17 protein-coding genes and 1 pseudogene are annotated in these 18,983 nt (G+C 70.0%); 7 read left to right on the top strand and 11 right to left on the bottom strand.

Going from position 1 to position 18,983, the window contains the following annotated elements; translation table 11 throughout:
- Positions 1 to 20: 20 nt before the first annotated feature.
- A pseudogene (locus ABZ078_RS31955) lies at positions 21 to 734 on the bottom strand (tryptophan 2,3-dioxygenase family protein); the annotation flags it as partial.
- 888 nt (positions 735 to 1,622) lie between these two features.
- Between ABZ078_RS31955 and ABZ078_RS31950 the strand changes: the two are divergent.
- From ABZ078_RS31950 to ABZ078_RS31940, 3 genes are all read left to right on the top strand, one after another.
- On the top strand, positions 1,623 to 2,249 hold the full coding sequence (locus ABZ078_RS31950; protein WP_024126899.1) for a DUF4200 domain-containing protein: 627 nt from the start codon (positions 1,623 to 1,625) through the stop codon (positions 2,247 to 2,249).
- A gap of 150 nt (positions 2,250 to 2,399) precedes the next feature.
- Positions 2,400 to 2,663, top strand: coding sequence for a hypothetical protein (locus ABZ078_RS31945; protein WP_356581047.1), 264 nt, complete (start codon positions 2,400 to 2,402; stop codon positions 2,661 to 2,663).
- 397 nt (positions 2,664 to 3,060) lie between these two features.
- Positions 3,061 to 3,225 (top strand): hypothetical protein, encoded by a 165-nt coding sequence (locus ABZ078_RS31940; protein WP_158709366.1) that lies wholly within the window; start codon positions 3,061 to 3,063, stop codon positions 3,223 to 3,225.
- 929 nt (positions 3,226 to 4,154) lie between these two features.
- Here the strand turns inward: ABZ078_RS31940 and ABZ078_RS31935 are convergent.
- The 10 genes from ABZ078_RS31935 to ABZ078_RS31890 form a co-directional block, all read right to left on the bottom strand.
- Positions 4,155 to 5,144 (bottom strand): hypothetical protein, encoded by a 990-nt coding sequence (locus ABZ078_RS31935; RefSeq protein WP_356581045.1) that lies wholly within the window; start codon positions 5,142 to 5,144, stop codon positions 4,155 to 4,157.
- Positions 5,145 to 5,841: 697 nt separating this feature from the next.
- Positions 5,842 to 6,372, bottom strand: a complete 531-nt coding sequence (locus ABZ078_RS31930; protein WP_356581043.1) for a hypothetical protein — start codon at positions 6,370 to 6,372, stop codon at positions 5,842 to 5,844.
- 209 nt (positions 6,373 to 6,581) lie between these two features.
- Entirely contained in the window at positions 6,582 to 6,818 is a 237-nt protein-coding gene (locus ABZ078_RS31925) for a hypothetical protein (protein WP_356581041.1), read from the bottom strand.
- A 275-nt stretch (positions 6,819 to 7,093) separates the two neighbouring features.
- Positions 7,094 to 7,915: a hypothetical protein gene (locus ABZ078_RS31920; RefSeq protein WP_356581039.1), complete on the bottom strand. Its 822-nt coding sequence runs from the start codon at positions 7,913 to 7,915 to the stop codon at positions 7,094 to 7,096.
- The gene (locus ABZ078_RS31915; protein ID WP_356581037.1) at positions 7,912 to 8,352 is read right to left on the bottom strand and encodes a hypothetical protein; all 441 of its coding nucleotides are present in this window, start codon (positions 8,350 to 8,352) and stop codon (positions 7,912 to 7,914) included. Before ABZ078_RS31915 ends, ABZ078_RS31920 begins: the two co-directional genes overlap by 4 nt.
- Positions 8,349 to 9,392 (bottom strand): hypothetical protein, encoded by a 1,044-nt coding sequence (locus ABZ078_RS31910; protein ID WP_356581035.1) that lies wholly within the window; start codon positions 9,390 to 9,392, stop codon positions 8,349 to 8,351. The genes ABZ078_RS31915 and ABZ078_RS31910 overlap by 4 nt, the downstream gene beginning before the upstream one ends.
- The gene (locus tag ABZ078_RS31905; RefSeq protein WP_356581033.1) at positions 9,389 to 9,562 is read right to left on the bottom strand and encodes a hypothetical protein; all 174 of its coding nucleotides are present in this window, start codon (positions 9,560 to 9,562) and stop codon (positions 9,389 to 9,391) included. Before ABZ078_RS31905 ends, ABZ078_RS31910 begins: the two co-directional genes overlap by 4 nt.
- A 60-nt stretch (positions 9,563 to 9,622) precedes the next feature.
- Positions 9,623 to 11,170: a DUF2637 domain-containing protein gene (locus tag ABZ078_RS31900; RefSeq protein ID WP_356581031.1), complete on the bottom strand. Its 1,548-nt coding sequence runs from the start codon at positions 11,168 to 11,170 to the stop codon at positions 9,623 to 9,625.
- Positions 11,167 to 11,451 carry a hypothetical protein gene (locus ABZ078_RS31895; protein ID WP_356581029.1) on the bottom strand — a complete coding sequence of 95 codons (285 nt, stop codon included), beginning with the start codon at positions 11,449 to 11,451 and terminating at the stop codon, positions 11,167 to 11,169. The genes ABZ078_RS31900 and ABZ078_RS31895 overlap by 4 nt, the downstream gene beginning before the upstream one ends.
- Positions 11,448 to 12,086 (bottom strand): WhiB family transcriptional regulator, encoded by a 639-nt coding sequence (locus ABZ078_RS31890; RefSeq protein WP_356581122.1) that lies wholly within the window; start codon positions 12,084 to 12,086, stop codon positions 11,448 to 11,450. The genes ABZ078_RS31895 and ABZ078_RS31890 overlap by 4 nt, the downstream gene beginning before the upstream one ends.
- A 226-nt stretch (positions 12,087 to 12,312) precedes the next feature.
- Here ABZ078_RS31890 and ABZ078_RS31885 point away from each other — a divergent pair, with 226 nt between their 5' ends.
- The 4 genes from ABZ078_RS31885 (at position 12,313) to ABZ078_RS31870 (ending at position 18,854) form a co-directional block, all read left to right on the top strand.
- Positions 12,313 to 13,008 (top strand): GntR family transcriptional regulator, encoded by a 696-nt coding sequence (locus ABZ078_RS31885; protein WP_356581027.1) that lies wholly within the window; start codon positions 12,313 to 12,315, stop codon positions 13,006 to 13,008.
- Between the two features lie 1,019 nt (positions 13,009 to 14,027).
- Positions 14,028 to 15,665, top strand: a complete 1,638-nt coding sequence (locus tag ABZ078_RS31880; protein ID WP_356581025.1) for a hypothetical protein — start codon at positions 14,028 to 14,030, stop codon at positions 15,663 to 15,665.
- 2,146 nt (positions 15,666 to 17,811) lie between these two features.
- A complete protein-coding gene (locus ABZ078_RS31875) occupies positions 17,812 to 18,006 on the top strand; it encodes a hypothetical protein (RefSeq protein ID WP_356581023.1) in 195 nt (64 codons plus the stop codon).
- 68 nt (positions 18,007 to 18,074) lie between these two features.
- Positions 18,075 to 18,854, top strand: coding sequence for a hypothetical protein (locus ABZ078_RS31870; RefSeq protein ID WP_356581021.1), 780 nt, complete (start codon positions 18,075 to 18,077; stop codon positions 18,852 to 18,854).
- The last annotated feature ends 129 nt before the right edge of the window (positions 18,855 to 18,983 follow it).

Here is an 18,983-nt window from a genome sequence, read left to right as displayed (position 1 = left end):
TGGCGGCGCGCTCCGTCCGCTCAGACATGGGACCTCGCCGTCCACAGCTCCGGGAACACATTCTTCTGCGCCCGCTTCTCCAGCCAGGCGACCCCGGCCGAACCGCCCGTACCGGCCTTGGCGCCCATCGCGCGCCGGGTGGCGACCAGGTGGTCGTTGCGCCATCGCCACACCAGTTCGGCGACGTCGGTCAACGCCTCGCCCAGGCGGGTGAGTTCGGCGTTCTGGTCGCCGGAGTAGATCGCGGTCCAGGCGGCCTCGACCGCCTCCGAGGGCTCGTACCGCCGCGAGACGTCGCGCTTCAGCACGGCCTCGGGGATCGCGCAGCCGCGCCGGGCGAGGAACCGCAGCACCTCGTCGTACAGGCTCGGCTCGTGCAGCGCCTTCTCCAGTTCCGCGTGGACGCGTGGTGCACCGCGGTGCGGGACCAGCATGGACGCGGACTTCTCACCGAGCAGGAACTCCATACGGCGGTACATCGCCGACTGGAAGCCGGAGCCCTCGCCGAGGGCGCTTCGGTACGAGTTGAACTGGGCCGGCGTGAGCTGGCCGAGCGGCGTCCAGGAGGCGTTCAGGGCCTCCAGTTCCCGTACGGAACGCTTCAGGGCGTCGATCGCCACGCCCACGCGGTCCTCCCGCAGGGCGTGCGCCGCGGTCTCCCACTCGTGGACGATGACCGCGAACCACAGCTCCATGACCTGGGTCGTGACCAGGAAGACCATCTCTCCGGGATCGCCGGCCGAGGAGCCGGCCCGCGGGGCGGGCCGGAGGCCGGCGGGTGGTTCGGCCTCGAATTCGGTTCCTCTTTCCGGGGGTTGGGGTCAGAGAATGGCTGGCTAGGTGGGAGGGGGTTCCCTCGTGGTCCTGACGGGCCTTTTCTGTGGTTTCTCGACGGGTTTTCAGGTTTCCCGGCGGGTGTTTCTCTGCGGGTGTTCCTGATTTCCCGTGCTGCCTGATCATTCTAAGGGCTGGAGCCCTTGAAATTCAAGCTGTGCAGCGGAACTTGACGGGGCTTCCGCTCCCCCGGGCCGGGGCTGCTCCGGCGGGGGCCGGGCCGCCCTCTGTACGGGCTCTAGCCGCAGCTTACAGGGGTCATGGCAGTCAGGGAAGGGGATCCCGGGGTGCGGCCGTCACGGGGCCGCATGCGGCGATCCGGGGCGCGTGCGGGGGTGGCGTTAGATTCGCCTTCCGGGAATTGGCGGGGTGTTAGATCCGGAGCATCCGGGGCGTTAGATCCGGGGCCGTTCCAAGCGTCGGCACGCGGGCGGGGCGTTAGATTCGCCGGTCAGTGCGGGGAGCCTTTCCGGGGGCGTTAGATTCGCGTTCGGGGGGTTCGTGGCGGGTGTTAGATCCGGGGTTGCGTGAGGCGGGGCGGGTGGCTTCGGAGGGGTCGGGGTGAGGCGGTGGCGGGGGGTCCGGGTGGGGGCGGGGGTGACCGCCGAGAGGTGGGGTGGCGGGGTGAGGTTTCTAGTTGGGGGCGGGTTTGGTTGAGCGTGTGGGGGTGATCCCGTTCCGGGTGTTGCGTATTCGCGTTTCGATGTGTACTGTAGTTATCACGAGGTCGGGGGAACGAAGAACCGGCCGAGAACCACACCACCTGAACCCTGTTGGAGGGGATCTTCATGTCCGGCACCCAGACGTTCACCACCCCGGCCGGTAACACCTACGCCTACACCGTCGAGGCCGGCGAGAACGGCGAGGCCGTCTACGACCTGTCCCAGGTCTTCCAGGACGGCGTGTTCCCGATCGGCTCGGTCGTGGTCCACCCGAACTGGGAGCTGTTCCCGGCCGTCAAGGGTCTGCTGAACGTCCAGTTCGGCAAGGGCAGCCCGGAGGACCGGCACGGCCGGACCGACCTCCCGATGCTCGGTGACGGCGATCTGCCGTACGTCGTCGGCTCCCACCTGGTCAACCCGGCGGACCTGACCGCCGAGACCGACGGCGAGGGCGCGGCGCTGCTGAAGTTCCGCAAGCGGATGCTCGGGGCGGCGTTCCCGACCAACTCCCCGGCCGAGAGCGCGAGCCAGGAGACGTTCGAGAAGGTCCGGGACCTGGTGACCGGTCTGGTCAAGGTCTACCAGGCCGACAAGGACACCGAGGCGCGCGAGGCCGCGTACGAGAACTTCCTCAACGGCAAGCGCGCGGAGGCCGTCGAGGCCGAGATCGGCAAGCTCGACGGCAGGGTCCAGGCGCTCATGATCCAGCGCGCCGCGCTGGTCGAGAAGCTGAACCGCTACAAGGCCGCCTGAGCCCCCACCAACCGCCCGGCGGCCCCAACCCCCCACCCCAGGGCCGCCGGGCCCCACACGCCCGGCCCCCGGCCCCCACACCCCCTCCACCAGCCCGGGGGCCGGGCACCCAACACCACACAGCCGCGCGGTACACGCAAGGAGCCCCCGATGACTCGCCCCTCCTTTACCACCCGAGAACTCGAACTCCTCGATGAAGCGCTTGGAGCGCTGAGTGAGATAGCGGGTGAGGCGCTCACTGATGAGGCAGAGACGGAACTTGAAGCCTTGAGCTTCAAGATTCGCCATCTGGGGCCGAAGCCGACGTGCCCCGGGTGGGGCGAGGAGTGCAGCAACGAGACGGAGGGGTCCGACCTCTGCCCCGACTGCCTCATGGCGCGGCTGAACGCGCAGTCCCCCCGAATTCCTCTCTGACTCGTCCCCGCCCGGTGCGGGCGGCCCTATCCCCAAGGGCCGCCCGCACCCCACCACCGGCCCCGCCCCACCAACCCGCCTACCTGGGAGCACTGATGAACCGGAAGATCGGACGCAGGACCGGAATCGTTCTAGGTGCCTTGCTCGGGGGCATCGCCCTTGGCCTTACCTGGTTCGCGTTCCAGGTCTCTATGGACGCTGTGCGCGCCATGCCGGACTTCGGCGCTGTCGCTCCCCCGGGACACAGCTGCCGATAGGGGGTCGCTTCCCACCGGGAATCGGCTCCCACAGGCCGCCCGTGTCGCTCCCGCACGCCCACGGGCTCCGGGCAGTGCAGGCGACAGACACGGGCGGCCCCTGACCGCTACAGATCCCTTGCAGATGGAGAGGACACCCCATGGCCACCGACAAGCTCACCGACCTGCTGGCCCGCGCGGCTGACGGCGACGCCGAGGCCGCCGCCGCGTTCCTGCGAGCGCGGGCGGTCCGGGCCCGCGCGGCGGATCGCGTCACCTGTAGCGCACGGGTTGCCGCTCTGCGGATGATCCGCGCGGACCGGTAGGCCCCTCTGCCCGACCCCCGCCCCTCCTGACGCGCGCCCCTCCCCCACCTCCTTTGCGCGCGCCCCGCTCAGCGTTTCGCTGGGCGGGGTCGCTTGCGTTCCGCGCCGATCTACGACGGCTCAGCTCCCCGGCCCACTCGAACCTCGGACCCCGTCTCGGCCTCCTGGCTCCTGTGGCTCGTGGTCCTTCGCGTTTCCCGTTCCTCTGTCCGTCTCCGGTCTCGTGTTCTGTCTGTCTCTCGTGTGGTCGTTGTCCCCTGCGGCTGTCCTCTATCTCCTCACCTCTTGCGCTTCTGGGTTCTTCGTCTCGCTTGCTGTTGTCGTCTAACTGCTCTCGCTGCTCACTGCCCTCTTTCCTCTTGTTCTGCTGCTCTCCCATCCCTGTCGCTTGCTCCTCGCTTCCCGCCGGCTTCCTCCCTCCTGTCGTTCGTCTGTGGCTCTTCGCTAGTGTCCTCAGTGCCCTTGGGGGTCTCGTAGAGAAGTAGTCGGCGCGTTCAGGACCCCTTGACTGTGCCGCTGAAGTGCAAGTTTCCGCGTTGAGGGTGCCGTGTGGGGGCAACTTGTAGGGCAACTTGCAGGGCGACTTGAAAGGCAACTTGAAAGGCAACTTGTAGGGCAACTTGTAGGGCAACCTGGTGTCGGGCCGTGTGTGCAGAGTCAGGACCGGTCTGTCATGGGGGGGGTGATTTCTCCCCTCTTCTTAGGGGGAGAGAAAATAACCCCCCGAAGCTGGCTCTTTCAGGGGGGAGAAATCTCCCTCGCGCGGGGAGGGAGATTTCTCAGTACCGCGAGGGGGGAGATTTCTCCCCCCTCGCGCGAGGGGGGAGAAATCACAGTCCCAAGGGTGCAGTCCCGGGCGGCTGGCGGCCGCGCAGGGCCGGCAGGCACCTCGGTGTCTGCCGGCCCTGCGCCGCTCGGGTGCAGCGGGTTCACGCGTCCTGTGGCACTACGCTGCTCGTGGCCGGCTCGGAGGCGGGCATGCGACCGTCTAGGCAGAGTTCGCGGTAGCCGGGCGTGTAGGTGAAGCCGTTTCCCTCGCAGGTAGCGCAGTCGAGGGCATGGGTGGTGGGGGCGCCGTAGCAGAGGATCGGCTCCTGGTGGACGGCGGTGTAGATGCCGCCGCCGTGGTGCTCCCAGGTGAGCACGGTGAGGACTTCGCCGGTGCCAGCGCAGCCCCCTGCGCAGTCGTGGGGGTGTGGGTCGACGTCTTCGTCCTGGTCGTCGAAGTCGCGGAAGGCGTCGAGGAGGTAGGCGCGGGCGCGGGGGTCGCTCAGCGTGGATCGGCGGTCGAAGGCCCGCAGGGCGTGGCCGGCGTTGGCGGCGGCCGCCGCTGTGGCGTTGTCGGTCGGTGCCGCGGTGGCGGCCCAGTCGAGGAGGAGTCCGCGGGTCATGATGTGTAGCCGCTGTTCGCTGGCCACGTCGACGGCGGGGAATCGGGGAGTGCGGCCGAGGTTGGCCCAGGCGTAGGTGTCGAGCATTTGGCGAACCAGCCGGGGGCCGGATCGGCGGAACGTGCGCTGGGGCGGCAGAGAGTCGTCAGTGGCTTGGGGCGCTCGGCATGCGTCGCCGTGGGTGTGGTGGTGGAGTCGGGCGTATTGGGCTCGTAGGTGGTTGAGGCCGTTGTGGGGGTGGTCGTTGAGGGCTAGGCCGTCGACCTCGCGGAGGAGGTCGCCGTGGTCGCGGGCGGCTTCGTAAAGGTCGGGGTCTCGGGTGCGCAGGGCGAGGATGTCGACGAGCGCGCCGGTGTGCAGGAGCTTGAAGCGGCGCAGGGCGGGGACGGCGTTGCTGTCGGGGGCGTGGTCGAGAGCGTCGGTAAGGCGATAGTGCGCCCAACGTGCTTCGAGGATCAGCCGGGTGATGGACGGGCGTTCGTCGCGGTACGCCCTTACAGCGTGTTCGGGGTGGAGGCCGACGGGCATGGGGGTTCCCTTCAGGGTGACGGGTGGGAGGTGAGCGGGGTGTTGAAGGCGGGGGCACGATGGTGTCGGGCAGGCGGTGATGGTGGATGTCCTCCGGCGCTACAGCGTTGAGGACACGGTGCGCGGCTCCGGCGGGGGCGTTGGGCAGTGCAGAGACGCGGCCTTGGTCGAGGACGGTGAAGAGGCGTGGTGGCGGGTGGAAGCCGGCCCTGCGCTCCGGCTAGCGCCGTTCTTCGTCGAGGAGGTGTGCGTAGCCCCAGGGGTTCGGTTTTGGGACCGGGCGGCCGTGTGCGATGTCGCGGAGGCGCTCGCGCCGGCGTGGATGTGGCCGAGGCGGTGCAGGGGGGCGTGCTGGGCGATAGGCCAGGCCGAGGCTGTGGCGCGCACCAAGGACAGTGCGGTCGCCGGGTCAGGCGCCGGCCGAGGGCGAGAGCGAGCAAGGTGGCGGTGGCTCCGAGGACGGTCCCAAGAACGAGGGGCATCTGGTGTCTCCCATTGGATGATGCGGGGCCACCGGGTGGTGGCCCCGCATCGAGGTAGGCGGGGGCGGGTGGTGCTGGGGGTGGGTAACTGGTCGCGTGGCAGCGGGTCGCCGGGGAGAAGGGGAAGTCGTGCGGGCGGGTTCACCAGGGCTCCGGGGGGATCAGAGGGGTCGCCTGGCTGAAGTGGGGGCGTGGGGTCTCCGTCGGGTGGTCGGTCAGATTCGGTCGTGGAGGTCGGTGCGGTCGTAGGTGTCCTTGGAGACCTTGATCCAGCCAGTGCGGTCACCGTCGCGGAGCTTCAGTTCCCAGGTGCCCGGGTGCCAGCGCTGGCCGGTCTTCTTGCGGCCGACGTACTGGCGCTCGCACCGCTGGGTGGGCTTCGTGCCGCCTGTGGCCGAGTCCGAGCCGGAGGAGTCGGGCTTGGCGGTGCCGGACGTTCCGCCGGACGTGACGGCCTTGCCCGGCTGGGAGCCGCCGTTGGTGTTGCCCTTGCCGGTGCTGTGGCCCGAGCTCTTGCCGCCGCTGGTTCCGCCCGGGCGGGCGGCGAGGGATGTGGTGAAGGAGCTGGTACGGATGGTCGTGCAGTTGTCGCGGTAGACGTCCTCGTACTGGTCAATCCAGGAACCGGCGTAGCCGCGCTTGTCGATGACCTCGCCGTGCTTGATGGGACTGTTGGTGCAGCCGGTGATGATGAGGGCGGTGCTCGCGAGGGCGGTTCCGATCATCAGGGTGCGGGGCGTGGGCACGTTGGGCTCCAGGAGGTGTGTGGGTGCGCTCGTCTGCTACAGGTGTTGTGCGCGAGCGGCGTGTGACACAGAGGCGGAACTTTCTCCGCGATCACCACAGTACATATTGAAATTCCAATACGCAACATCGAGTTGAGGGATAGGCCAGCTCGCGCTGCGCGGTGTTGGTTGGAGCAGCCCTGGCCCTGGGAGCGCGGCTGGACGATCGGTCAGTGCATGGTCTGGATGATCCAGGCGAGCAGGCAGACGACGGCGATGGCCGCCCACATGCGCAGGGCGGCCGGGTCCTTAGCGATCGACTTGGCGTTGGACTCGAACACCTCGGCCGTTGGGGTCATGCCGGGGTGGGCGGTGTTCCGATGTTCGTCCCGCTTGGCGGAGGCCTGATCCTTCGGCAGCCATCCTGTCGTGACCCCGCACGGGCCGCACTCGTACCGCCATGCCATCGCGGGCCCCCTCCACTGGTCTTGCGGGTGTGGTTCGACGGTACCGGGCGGCCGCGCTCTACGGGACGGGAACAGGCTGATAGGGCACGGTAGATGGGGGTGGTAGATGCATCTAGCGCTGGGGTAGATCCGCAGGTCAGGCGGTCGTAGATGTGACCGATAGATGGCTGGTGGAGCCCCTGTGGGGGAGGGGAGTGGCAGCCGGCCGGAGGACATTTGTGGACGCCCGGGAGCCCCCTCTGGCCGGCGGCCGAGGGAGCTCCCGGGCGGATGGTTCAGTCGGCCTCTGCAGGAGCCTTGAGGAAGGCCACTTCGGGGGCCGGAGCGGGAGGCTCGGCAGGGGGCGTGGCGGGGGCGTTCGGGGTGAGGTCGGGGACGAGCTGGGCGGGGATCCTCAGGGGCCTGCCGAGGGCCTGCTCGAGGTTCTCGACATGCACACCGAAGTAGTTCCTCCCCTGGATGCCCATCTGGGTCCGGACGGGGATGCCAAGGGACTTGCACTTCTGCCTGAGCATGGGCTCCGTCCAGTCGGCCAGCATGTGCTCCTGGTGGATCCGCTTGAGCAGGGTGTCGGTGTGGACGCCCTTGCGGCCTTGGCGGACGGCGAAGGCGACGCTGTGCTCGATGAACACTGCGAAGGCGGCGTCGGCTTCGGCCGAAGTGGCCTGGGGGGTCGTTTCAGGGCCTCGCTCCCCCGCCATTTCATGATCGTTTACGCTGTCGCTCCCCTGCGGCTCCTCCTCGGAAGGGGCATGTGCAGCTTCCAGGTCCTCTACTGTGCGGCCGGCTGACAGGCCGGTGCGGACGGCGACGGTCGTGACGACGACGAGCCCGGTGGCGCTGTAGACGTACCAGAGCCCGGGGTGCTTCTCGCTGAAGTGCAGGGCGACGTAGCCGGCGAGGCCGAGTGCGGTGAGGCGGACGAGGAACCCGCCGCGTTCCTGGTCGCCGGCGCGCAGCCAGGCGCCGACGTAGCGCAGCGCGACCATGGTGGCGCTTACCAGGACCGGGACCTCGCGCACGAACGGGATGTGCTCCAGCCTGATCTTCCGCCGTTCCTGCTTGGTGGTGCTCGTCTTGTCCGGCTTCCTGGTCATGCACCCACCAGGGACAGTGCGGCGGTGGCGACGGAGATGACCGCCCGCCAGATGGAGCCCTGCGCGGCGGCCATGGCGGCCGCGGTGAGCATTCCCCACAGGGCACCGGTGAACGGCACGATGGGGGCGAAGGCGGACAGCACGAGCAGGATGATCACCACGGCAGTCATGCCGATGGATCCCAGGTCGGGGTTCGCGGCGATCTGGCGCGGGATGTCCTGGACAGCGATGCCGAGGTCGTGGGGCCAGTTGTCGGCGCGCAGGAAGGCGAGCTCGGCGAAGAAGCCGATGGCCTGGGCGGGGCCTCGGGCCAGCTTCTTCTTCCCCTTGCCCCAGATGCCGTAGATGAGGGTGACGATCAGGATGATGCTGACGGCGGTGGCGGACATCGGGCCGAGGGCGCTGGTTCCAGCCGCGGCGGCGAGCGGGGTGGTCACGGGTGTCCTTCAAAGGTGGAGGGCAGGAACAGCAGGACGGCAATGCCGGCGGAGGCGACCGGAATGTGGGTGAGGAAGCGGACGGCGGCGCAGAACGATGGCAGCCGGTACAGCCACTTCTCCACGAAGGCGGTGATGGCGCCGCCAGCAACCGCGGCGATCAGGATCACGCCGCCGCCGACGATGAACGGGGTGGTGGGCTCGTTGCTGCTGGCGGCAGCGTCGTGCATGACGGCGAGCGTCCACTGGGGCAGGCCGGTGCTCCACTGGGCGGTGAACAAACCCCAGCTGCAGGCGCCGACGGTCGCGGCCGCTCCGTTGTGGAGGATGAACCGCTGCAACGGGGTGAGCAACGCCCACCAGGCGGTGAGAGAGCTGCGGTTGCGGCCGGGGCCGGTCCCCTCCCCTGCGCGTGCCGGCGGCTCCTGGCCTGTGCCGTAGTAGTGGTGATGCACCTCGTAGGTGTCCGGGTCTGGTGCCTGCAGAGCGGCGGTCTTCTGTACTCGGAACCAGTCGGGCTCGTCGCCGTCCGGCTCCGGGAGGTCTTCGTCCGCGTCCGAGGCGGCCGCGCCGTCGGCCTGGTCGTCGTCCTTGTGCCGGCGCCAGGGAACACGAGGTGGCCACACCCTCTTCGCCTGCTCACCCGCGGGCTGCGCCTCTGCGGGCCCGGCCGGCTCAGCCGTGGCGTCCTGGCCCTCTACGGGCATCGGCTCGTCGGCCGGGGCCTGCTGCTCGGGGATGTCCGTGAGGTCGATGGTCTGCCCGGGCACGGGCAGCCGGCCGCCGGGCGACATCGAGATCCGACGGGTGGAACCGGCGGACGTCAGTTCCTGCTCGGGGCGGGCCGCGGCCGGCTCCTCGTCGACGGGCTGCTCGGCGTGACCGAGGGGTCGGACACCGATGCGGGACAAGAGGCGGCGCAGCTGCGTCTCGTCGTCCGGGACACCGCTTTCCGTCTCCGCGGTCTGGGGCGGTTCGCCCTGAGAGGTGTTGGAGTGCGTCCGGTTTCTCCGGCCGCGGGTGGAAGGGGTCGTGCTCACTGCTCGCTCCCCTCTCGGGAGATGGGGCGTCGCACGAGGGCGAGGCGGGCCCGGCCGCGCTGCGGGACGCTGGCCGACCGGGCCGGTCCGGTAGCGGTGACGGGCCGGCGGGCCGGTGCGAGGAGGGCGAGGGCCTCGTTGACGTGCTGGTCGAAGCTGGTGGCGGACATGTGTGGTCCTCACGGTCGTGCTCGCGGGCAGCCCTCCTGAGCGCCCGGCGGAGCGGGGCGTCAGGGTCGGCTGCCGGCGGCGGGGACGAGGAGGCCGCTGTCGTGCTGCTCGAAGTGGTCGCCCACGGTCGGGTCGAGGTGGAAGAGCTCGTCGAGGAGCGGCTGCTGGCCAGCCGGCGCCGGGTCGGGCTGGAGGTCTTGGCGGCCGGCGGCCGATTGCGGCGGCTCGTTCGCGAGGGCGAGGGCCTGGTCGAAGTGGTCCGGTTCCTCGCCGTCGGCGCCGTGCGCCGCGGGATGGGCGGCCAGCGCCTTGGGCAGCCACTCGGCCTGCGTCTTCAGGAACTTCTCGGCCCGCGGGTTGCCAATGCCGAGGGCTTCGGCGCACTTGTTGATGCCCCAGGCGAACGTGCCGTCATCCTTGCGCGGGACGATCTCGACGAAGGCGGCCATGACCTCCTCGTCGGTCTTCCGCTCCGCAGCCGTGGTCTCATCCTGCTCGGCGTCGACGTCCGGGTGCGGCGAGGCGGTGTCCTCGTCATCGCTGGCGTCCTCGGACCCACCGCTCTCGGTCATCCTGGCCTTGACCTGTGGCTCTTCGCCGTCGGCGGGGTGGGATGAGGGCGCAGGATGAGGTTCAGTTGCCTGGGATGGGATGGTCGGGATGGTGCCGATCAGGGTGTTGAGGATGCCCTCGAACGCCGCGGGATTGCGCAGGTTCATCCCGGCGATGTCAGCCTGGCGCACACGGAGCTGCAGCCGGGCGACGACGCGTTTCAGGATGACGGGGTCGGAGCATCCCGCTCGTTCGCTGGCATCCTGGGCGCGGGCGTCGGCGTGCATCTCGGCGAGGCGGTATACCCAGTGGGTCATTCTGCCGCTCCTCTTGACCGCGTCCTGGGCGCGGCGCAGCCGGTACCAGCGGTAGGCGGCCCGGGAGATGCGGACCTCGGTGGTGGCTTCCTCCTGAGCCAGGTCCTGGCGGGCGGCGAGGAGCAGCGCGACGCGGAAGGCCTCGACAGGGTGGAGCAGGCGCACCAGGGCGATGCGGCGGTCCGGGCGTCCGCCCTTGTTGCGGGCGGCGCGGCGTTCCTCGAGCGAGCCGATCTCCCAGAGCACGGCGGCCAAAACTGGCCACACCGCGCGGACGGCGCCGCCCAGGACGGAGTCGGCTTCGGACGCGGAGAAGACGGCGCTGATGCCGGCCAGGGTCCAGAAGAGTGCGCCGGACAGGCCCGGTCCGTCGCCGTCGCGGGCGCGGCGGCGGGCGCGGCGGCCGCAGACCATCGCCGCGACGTCGAGCGCGACGAAGGGCAGGAGGTCGAAGGGGGCATCCAGGCCCATCTGGTGGTGGCCGACCCGGCGCAGACCGGTGGCCGACAGGGCAGCCGCGGCCGCAGCGATGACGACGGTGAGGAGGTCCTCGAACCGGCGCCCGCGGCGGTCGGCGGCCGCGGCCCGCTCGTTGTCGGTGAGCGCGGCCAGGGCCAGGCGGCGCCGGCGCAGGGCGATCGCCGGCCCGAGGGTGAGGACGAGCGTGCCGAGGACGAACTGCCAGCTGCCGAGGAGCTCGGCGAGGTCCGCGCCCTGGGGGGCGAGGTCGGGTGTCACGGGGAGTCCCTCCGGGCAAGGTTGCTGGCCGCATCGGCGGCCCGGGCGCGCAGCGGGTCGCCACTGGGCTGGATCGGGTCCTGGGTGACCCAGGCCCTGAAGGCGTCACGCTCGGCGGTGACCTGACCGAGCAGGACCAGGAGCATCACGGTGAGCGGGTTGACGGGCGGCGCGTCGGTGCCGGCCGGTACGAAGACGGGGAGTAAGAGGACGTCGTCGCGGCGGGCGAGGGCGCTGACCAGGGCGCGGTTGAGGGCGTATGCGTCGTCGGCGGGGTTCATGCGGCGACCGTCCAGCCGGCGGAACGGCGGTGGGCGGCGACGAGCTCGTCGCGGCGCCGGGCGGCCTCGCGGATGTTCTCCATGTTCTCCAGGCGCTTCTCGCGCTTGCCGGAGGTGCCGAGGTACTGACCGGCCAGCCGCTGAACCTCGCGCGCCGCGGCGATGCGGGCCTGCTGCTGCTGGGCGGCGTGCTGGTCCTCGGCGAGGGCCTGGTCGAGCCGGTCGCGCTCCATGACGAGCCGGCGCTTGAGCTTCTCGGGGGTCAGCCCACCGCGGATGCCGACGGTGTCGCCCTCGCGGAGGGCGAGTTCGGCGCACGCGGCGCGCACCGGGCACACAGAGCAGTGGTCGCGGACGGTCTGGGCACGGCGGCGGCGCCAGTCGGTGTCAGGCTCTCCGTCCTCCTGGTAGAAGTGGCCGATGTCCGGTTCGGCGGTGAGGCAGACCGAGTACTTCATCGCCTGGCGCAGCTGCGGGGTGCGCAGTTCCTGTGCGACGTAGTGGCCGTCCTGCCGATCGAGGAAGCCGCTGGCGACGAGGCTGTCGAGCGGGTCGGTCGAGGCGACGAACTGGGCGATGCTCGCCTCGGCCGAGCCCGGATTCGGGCGGGAAGCCGGCGGGTGGGCTGCCATCATGGTGTTCACGCGATCTCATCTCCTGTGACGCTCTGGTGGGTGGATGAGGCGCGTTCACGGCCTCCGGGGGGACCAGCCCCGGGGGCCGCTTGCGTTTTCACGCCCCATCTGACTTAACTGACTGCGTCAGTTGAGTCAGATCATGCATGGCGATGCCGATCACGTCAAGGAGAGGGCGGTCGATCACGTGACGAAGCAGCTGTGGCTGGTGCGGCAAGATGTGGGCATGACGTCCCATCACCCGCACGAACGCGCCGCGGCGGCGCTGCGCGCCGACATCACGGCGGGAAAGTTCGCCGCCGGCGAGGCGCTGCCCGGGCAGCGGGAGCTCGCGGAGAAGTACGGCGTCGCCCAGAACACGATGGGACAGGCGCTGCGCCTACTGGAGGCCGAGGGGCTGGTCGAGATGGCCCCCCGCCGCCGGACCCGCGTGCTGCAGTCGTTCCCACAGGTGGAGGTGCAGGTCTCCGGCGCCGGCCACCTCTGGCCGCTTGACAGCGAGAGCCTCGGCCATACCGACCTTCACGCCGGCGCCAGAGTCGCCAACCAGCAGGCCGCGGAAGCACTCCTGCTCCCTCCCGGCGCGCGGCTCTTCGAGCGCCAGGCCGTCCTGCTCCACACGGGGACCCCCTGGGCCTGGCAGACGCTGTTCACCGCGACCGAGCTGAATTCGGAAAGTGGCGACCACGCCGTCACCGTCGCCCCCTTCGTCACCGGCGGCGCGCGACAGGAGAGCGGGCACAGCAGCCGCTGGTCCGCGCGGCCGGCGACCGCCGAGGAGAACCGGCTGCTCCGGGGTCACAGCCTGACGGTCCTGGAGGTCCGCAGAGTCGGATACGTCGAGGAACGCCCGAATACATACCTGTTGACGGTCGTACGGGCAGATCGAGCGACCATCCTTACGGGAAGCTCCAGTTCGTAGACTTCTACCCCAACTGCCCCTTTTGGTGGCACTTTTCGACGCCGAGTGGACAACGCGCCGAGAGCGTGTGCGCGACGACCGTCAGGGGATAGGGTGACTTTCGCTTGATCCAATACGCCTCACCTCGGGCCCCCGGCGCACAGCGCCGAGGATGAGCCCGGTGAACCGAGAAGGCGGTTCTCCCATGACCAGCACCGCACAGCTTCCGAGCGGCTCCGCCGCCCCGGGCGCGATGCTGCCATGGGCGCCGTCCGGCGCGATCGAGCCCAGAAATGCGAAAGCCCCCTGGAAGGGGGAGTTGAGGATGTCGTAGACCTTCCGGGCGGGCGCCTCTAGCAAAGGCTGCTCCTCGCCCCTCTCCACCGGCTTCGGAGTTAGCGGCTCCTCTGCCGGCCGTCACCGCTCAGTCCTGGGTTAGCGGCCCAGTTTTGAGCGAGGGCCAGACCGAATGGTCTGGCAATCACTGCCTCCAGCAGCAATCCCCCCGAAGGGGTTTGTCGTTTCCCGGGGCACCCCGGGAGAACGGGGTCCATCTTGCAGTACACCCATGCCCTTTGTCAGCTCGGACGCCACCGAAGCAACCCGATCGCGATGGTTTTTCGCCCGTCCGTGACGCCAACGCCACGCTCCGTTCCCACTCTCGCGGCCAGCGCTCCCGCCGGGATCCGTCGTGGCCCAGCGCGGTCCAGTGGCCAGCCCTTGACCAGCAAGGCCGATGCCTCGCTCCCCACACCTGGCCGGTGTCCCCTCACGGGCTTGGTCAAGGGGCTGGTCAAGGGGGCCCGCCGCCACCCCGGACACCCCCTTGACGCGCAGGTCACAGGCTTGCCAGGGATTTTCTCGGCCCGACTGTCACACCGTCGGCTTTTTCGACACCCGTAGCAGCTGAAGGGCCCTTTCCTTCAGCTTCCGCCCGAGTGCCTCTGGCCAGACCCCAGACCGCGCGTCCCTGCCGGACGCCGTCGAGACCCAGCGCACACGAGTCGCCGCCCCCGCGGCGCCGGTGCGCCAGGAGAAGCGTGCCCCGCACAACAGCAGTACCGAGCAGCCCGCCGCCAGCGGGCGATCAGGCGCGCCCGCATCGCCGCCAGCGGGTCAAGGTGCCCCTGCGCCTCGTCTCCAACTCGCACTACGCCGACGTCGCGGTGACCGCGTACGTGAAGATCGCCGCGTTGGCCTCACGTCCCGAGGGCTGCACGGCGGCGACCGCGACCATCGCGGAGTACGTCGGCCTGTCGAAGGCCTCTGTCGAACGTGGCATGACGCAGCTGATGCGCCCCGGGCCCGACGGCGTCGTCGAGCTGTCCTCGACCCGCCGTTCCCTGCCCGGCGGATGCGGCACCTCGGCGGTGCGCCGTACCCGGCCGCTGTCCGCGACCGAGCGATTCGTGTGGATCCCGGTGGCCGCGGCCGAGGACCTCACCCCGCGCCAGCTGCGCGCGTACGCGCTCATCGCCTACGCCCAGGCCCAGAGGATCCCGCTCGCCGAGTCGGAAATCGCGGGGGCGCTCCACCACCACAGCGGCCAGCGGGCCGGACAGCCGCTCACCACCGCGGCAGCCGGTGCGATCGTCGACGAGCTGGAAGCAACGCGGTGGATCACCGTGGAGCGGCGGGCCGGCGTGCGCGGCCGCCACCACTTCATCGCTCACGACATCCCGTCCGCCGCCCAGGACCTGCCCTGTGGACAACCGTCCGCCACGGGCGACGCGCCCTCCTCCACCTCTGCTCCTGGTGAGGGATCGGGTTCGTCGGCTGGTGCGGGATCACTCGCGACTAAGGAAGAACCTAGGACTGACCGACCTGATGACGAGCGCGCACTCTTCTCACCCGCCGTAGGCGAGGTACAGGTAGGTGAAGGTGTGGAAAACCGCGGTGCGCGACCCCCGCACGACTGCAGCGAAGACGGCCTCGCGCTGCGCGCGGATGACCACCAGACCCCCTTGACCAACCCCTTGACCAACCCCAGCGGCTCCTACGACGGGCCCGGGCTGACCATCAGCGCCCGGGTCCACGCCGTCCTCGAGCCGGTGCACTGGCTCTTCCGGCAAACCAGCGTCTACATGCAGCGGCGCATCGCCAGGGAAGTCGGCCGCCAGTTGCGCTCCGGCATCGACGACGCCCGGCTGCGGCAGCGCCTGGAGACCCGGGCCTGTCGCACCTTCACCGACGAGATCCGCGATCCCGGCCGGTGGATCCTCGGTGTCGGCCTGCCCCACTGGGGCTGCGGCATCTTCGACTGCGAAGCCGGTGTCCTGTGGAGCAGCGGCCGCCGGTGCTCAGTGTGCGAGGAGATCGTCCGTGACCGGCGCCGTGACCGGCGCCGCGCCACGGCTCAGCCCGAGGCGCCCACTCCCGCCATCGTCCATCCTGTCCCTGCTCCCGTTCCCGTCCAGCCGTCCGCTCTCGCGGCTCCCCGGGGCCGGTGCCCGGAGTGCGGCTGCGCCGTCCTGGTGCTGAACCGCGCCCAGCCGGCCCCGCGGTGCAAGCCCTGCCGAGAGGAGCACGAGGGTGGACGGGCAAGTGGTCCGTCCCCGTCGGCACACCCCGAAGTGTGCGCGGGATGGGACGGCAGTGGATGCACCCGTCCGGCCCTCGGCTCCACCGGCCTCTGTGTCCGATGCCGGACCCGCCGAATGGAGCGGGCCGCATCATGAGCCGCCCACTTCACCCGTCGAGGCTCACCACTCCCGGGTGGCCCCGGGCCACCTCCACCGAAACGCATCCCACTCCGCAGGCGCCGAAGAAGCGGAGCTCGGCATCAACCGCACCGCAGCGCCGTCGGCCGTTCCGGACATCGGGGCCGCGGGCATGGTCGACGTCCCGGCACCGGACCAGGGTTTCTCGTAGCGCCACGACCCCCTTGACCGGCCTTCCCCACCCACCGGGCTCCTCCTTGACACGCGGTCCGGGTCAAGGGGAAACCTGACCGACCATCGCCGGGTGCCGCAGCACCTCGAAGTCACCGTCGTGGAGTGGCGCCGAGGGTCGCGGCCGCAGGATGAGTGGACGCCACCGAGGCCGATGCGACGGCCCCATCCATCCCGGTCCACTCGCGCAACCGCCATCCATCTCCCGCCGCCGCGCACTGAGTGGGCTCCACTGTGTGCGCGGTGGAACCCACTCAGTGGAGTGGAGTGAGGCCCGGCCCCCGCCATCGGCTGTCGCTCATCGGCCACTCCCTCCCGGTGGACGACACCCGATGCCCCGGCCGGCCCGGTCCCTCCACTCAGTGGACTCCACTCGATGCCCCCGATCCCCTCGCACCGGTAGCACCCGCCGATGGGACCCGGCGGACAAGGCGGGAGACGACGAATGCCCGAAGCACAGACGGGATCGTGGAGAGCGGGAGCATCCGTCCAGGGCGTCCGCCGACGGCACCCTCTGTCGGGAGCCCCTCTGCCCTCTCGCCCCCCCTTGACCACCTGCCTCGCGCGGGTCGCCCCACCCCTTGACCGGCTTCCCTTCCACCCCTTGACCACCAGCCGGGGCCCTGCCGTTTCCCCTTGACCTCGGCCCAGGTCAAGGGGAAACCCGGCGGCCGCTCACGTCCAGGAACCGATGCGGCTGGGGCGCAGCACCGACGCCAGCGGCAGCCGATTCGACACGGGCCAGCCGATCAGCGGACGAACGACAGTGCGGACAGGCTTCCTCCCCGGCGAGCACCGGGGCGGGCGGAAAACCGTGCAGGGATGATGGGGGTCCGGGGCCTCAGCACGACCTCACGGTGGCGTCCATCGCAATGGACCGAAGTGTGGGTGGACGGCGCAGCACGAGGCCTGAGTGCGGATGGACCCGAGCAGCCGCGATGGATCCGGCCCATCCACTCGATGTACTCCATCCAATCCAGTGGACCGGAGTGGGCAACCGGCGCCGGAGTCCACCCACAGAGTGGAGGGTGGACTCCATCCGGGGTCCCGCGTGCACCTTGGTGCCCACCCGATGGAGTGCCGGCCGCGCCATCGGGTGTCGTCCACCGGCCAGCCAACCCCAGTGGGCGACACCCAGCAGATCAGCCACGGCCCACCCACGCAGTGGACTCCGCCCGGTCGCGAGAGGCCAAAGCGGAAGGCGGCCCGAAGTGTCGGTGGAAGGTGAAGCGGAGCGTGCCACACACCGAGACGGCCCCCAACAAGCGTCTGCTGACGGCGCCCTCCGGCCGCCCTTGCCCACCTGCACTGCGCAGGCTCCCCACCCCTTGACCGGCCTCCGTATCACCCCTTGACCACCCGCCGGGCCTTGCCGTTTCCCCTTGACCTCGGCCCAGGTCAAGGGGAAACCTGGCGGCCGCTCACCGTCCAGGAACCGATGCGGTTGGGGCGCTGTACCGACGCCAGCCGAGCCGTGGGCCGACCTGCTCGGACCAACCTGCGGATGAGCATCGTGGCCGCAGGGCCTCATATCCCCGGCACGCGCCGAGCGCCGCGGCGGCGATGGCGGCAGCCCGAACCTTCGATGGCGTCCATCGCGATGGGTGGATGGGTGGGTGGGGGAGCGCCGAGCCCACCGGGTGGCCACCACGTGGACGTACGCGAGGACGCGACAGAGGCGCGGCCCATCCACCCGGTGGGCTCCATCCACTGCCAGTGGCCTCCACTCCTGCCCCTGGTCGGAGTGCGGCCACCCCCCCAGCCACCCCACCCAGTGGACACCCTTGCCCACTCCGCCCGCCCTCGACCATGCCCCTCCCCTGCTCCCCAGATGCCCCGAGCGGCCGAGCCTTCGACCGAAAAACCCTTGACAACGTTTAGGGTTTACGGCAGATTAACCCTAGACGGTGTTTAGGGAATTGGGGTAAGTTGGATGAACAGCAAGGACGTCCGGCAGCTCATCAAGAAGCTGGAGGCCCAGGGCTTCGAGGTCACCCGGACCAAGGGTGGCCATTGGCTGGTGAAGAAGGGCAGCGTTCGAGTCACCACACTGCCGGGCACCCCGTCTGACCCACGCAGCCTGAAGAACTGCATCGCCGCCCTCAAGCGGCACGGATACACCCCGTAGACCACGGGGCCCGCCCGGGAGACCGGGCGGGCCCGCCAACCGCCCCCCACCGAGAACTGGAGACGATCATGGCCCAGGCATGGAGCATCTACGTCGAGCTCGGCTGCTGCGATGCTCCGGACGACCTCTACGACGACCTGCACGACCGGCTTGCCACCGCCCATCCCGCCGTCGGTACCGCTCCCAACGGCAACCTGTCCGTGCGCATCTTCGTAGAAGCATCCACCGCCCGGCAGGCCGTCGACACCGGCCTGAAAACCGTCTCCGCTGCCCTGAAGGACCTCGGCATCACCGCTCCCGTTGTTGGCGTCGAGGCCGTCACCGAAGCAGAACTGGACCGCCGCAACGCCGAGAAGGACGTCCCGGCACTCGCCGGCGTCGGCGAGATCGCCGAAATCTTCGGCGTTACCCGGGGCCGCGCTGGACAGCTCACCACGCGCGACGACTTTCCCCCTGCGGTCGCCACCCTGAAGTCCGGACGGGTCTACCTGAAGGAGCAGGTAGAGGCCTTCGGGCAGCGCTGGGACCGCAAGGAAGGCCGTCCGGCAAAGCCCGTCGTCCTGACCGAGGTGGAGAAGGTTCTGCTTGCGGCGCTCCGGGATGCACAGGCCGCCCGCTCTCACGCGACCGTGGGCTGGGCGGAGCAGGGGGACCAGCTCGTCGTCACAAGCGGAGAGGGTCGTGCCTTCGTGGTGGAGCTGAAGGACTCCTCGACCGGCGAGGCGCAGATCCCCGATGAGGTCATCGAGAAGCTCTCGAAGGAGAAGCTGGTCAGCGTGACCCGCCGCAGCGACGAGCTGGATGTCGAACTGACGGCGAAGGGTGAGAAGCACGCCGCCGAGATGTGAATGGCGGACAACCGACGGAGGCCCGCCCCGGCATCGGACGCTGTTGGTTAATTCCGCCCCGCTGGATCTCATCCAGCGGGGCGGAGTGCTGCGAAGGGTGAAACGCGGGTGCGGGCGAGGGGTCTGCCG

This window comes from Streptomyces sp. NPDC006385, assembly GCF_040612485.1.
Lineage (GTDB): Bacteria > Actinomycetota > Actinomycetes > Streptomycetales > Streptomycetaceae > Streptomyces.
Note: the sequence above shows the minus strand (reverse complement) of the source record. Positions and strands in the feature narration are given on the sequence as shown.

Excerpts from the sequence above, each read along its gene's own strand:
- ABZ078_RS31885 (WP_356581027.1), top strand. The coding sequence starts at position 12,313 with ATGACGTCCCATCACCCGCACGAACGCGCCGCGGCGGCGCTGCGCGCC.
- ABZ078_RS31935 (WP_356581045.1), bottom strand. The coding sequence starts at position 5,144 with ATGCCCGTCGGCCTCCACCCCGAACACGCTGTAAGGGCGTACCGCGAC.
- ABZ078_RS31950 (WP_024126899.1), top strand. The coding sequence starts at position 1,623 with ATGTCCGGCACCCAGACGTTCACCACCCCGGCCGGTAACACCTACGCC.
- ABZ078_RS31875 (WP_356581023.1), top strand. The coding sequence starts at position 17,812 with ATGAACAGCAAGGACGTCCGGCAGCTCATCAAGAAGCTGGAGGCCCAG.
- ABZ078_RS31925 (WP_356581041.1), bottom strand. The coding sequence starts at position 6,818 with ATGGCATGGCGGTACGAGTGCGGCCCGTGCGGGGTCACGACAGGATGG.
- ABZ078_RS31905 (WP_356581033.1), bottom strand. The coding sequence starts at position 9,562 with ATGTCCGCCACCAGCTTCGACCAGCACGTCAACGAGGCCCTCGCCCTC.
- ABZ078_RS31895 (WP_356581029.1), bottom strand. The coding sequence starts at position 11,451 with ATGAACCCCGCCGACGACGCATACGCCCTCAACCGCGCCCTGGTCAGC.
- ABZ078_RS31940 (WP_158709366.1), top strand. The coding sequence starts at position 3,061 with ATGGCCACCGACAAGCTCACCGACCTGCTGGCCCGCGCGGCTGACGGC.
- ABZ078_RS31890 (WP_356581122.1), bottom strand. The coding sequence starts at position 12,086 with ATGATGGCAGCCCACCCGCCGGCTTCCCGCCCGAATCCGGGCTCGGCC.
- ABZ078_RS31870 (WP_356581021.1), top strand. The coding sequence starts at position 18,075 with ATGGCCCAGGCATGGAGCATCTACGTCGAGCTCGGCTGCTGCGATGCT.
- ABZ078_RS31920 (WP_356581039.1), bottom strand. The coding sequence starts at position 7,915 with ATGACCAGGAAGCCGGACAAGACGAGCACCACCAAGCAGGAACGGCGG.
- ABZ078_RS31945 (WP_356581047.1), top strand. The coding sequence starts at position 2,400 with ATGACTCGCCCCTCCTTTACCACCCGAGAACTCGAACTCCTCGATGAA.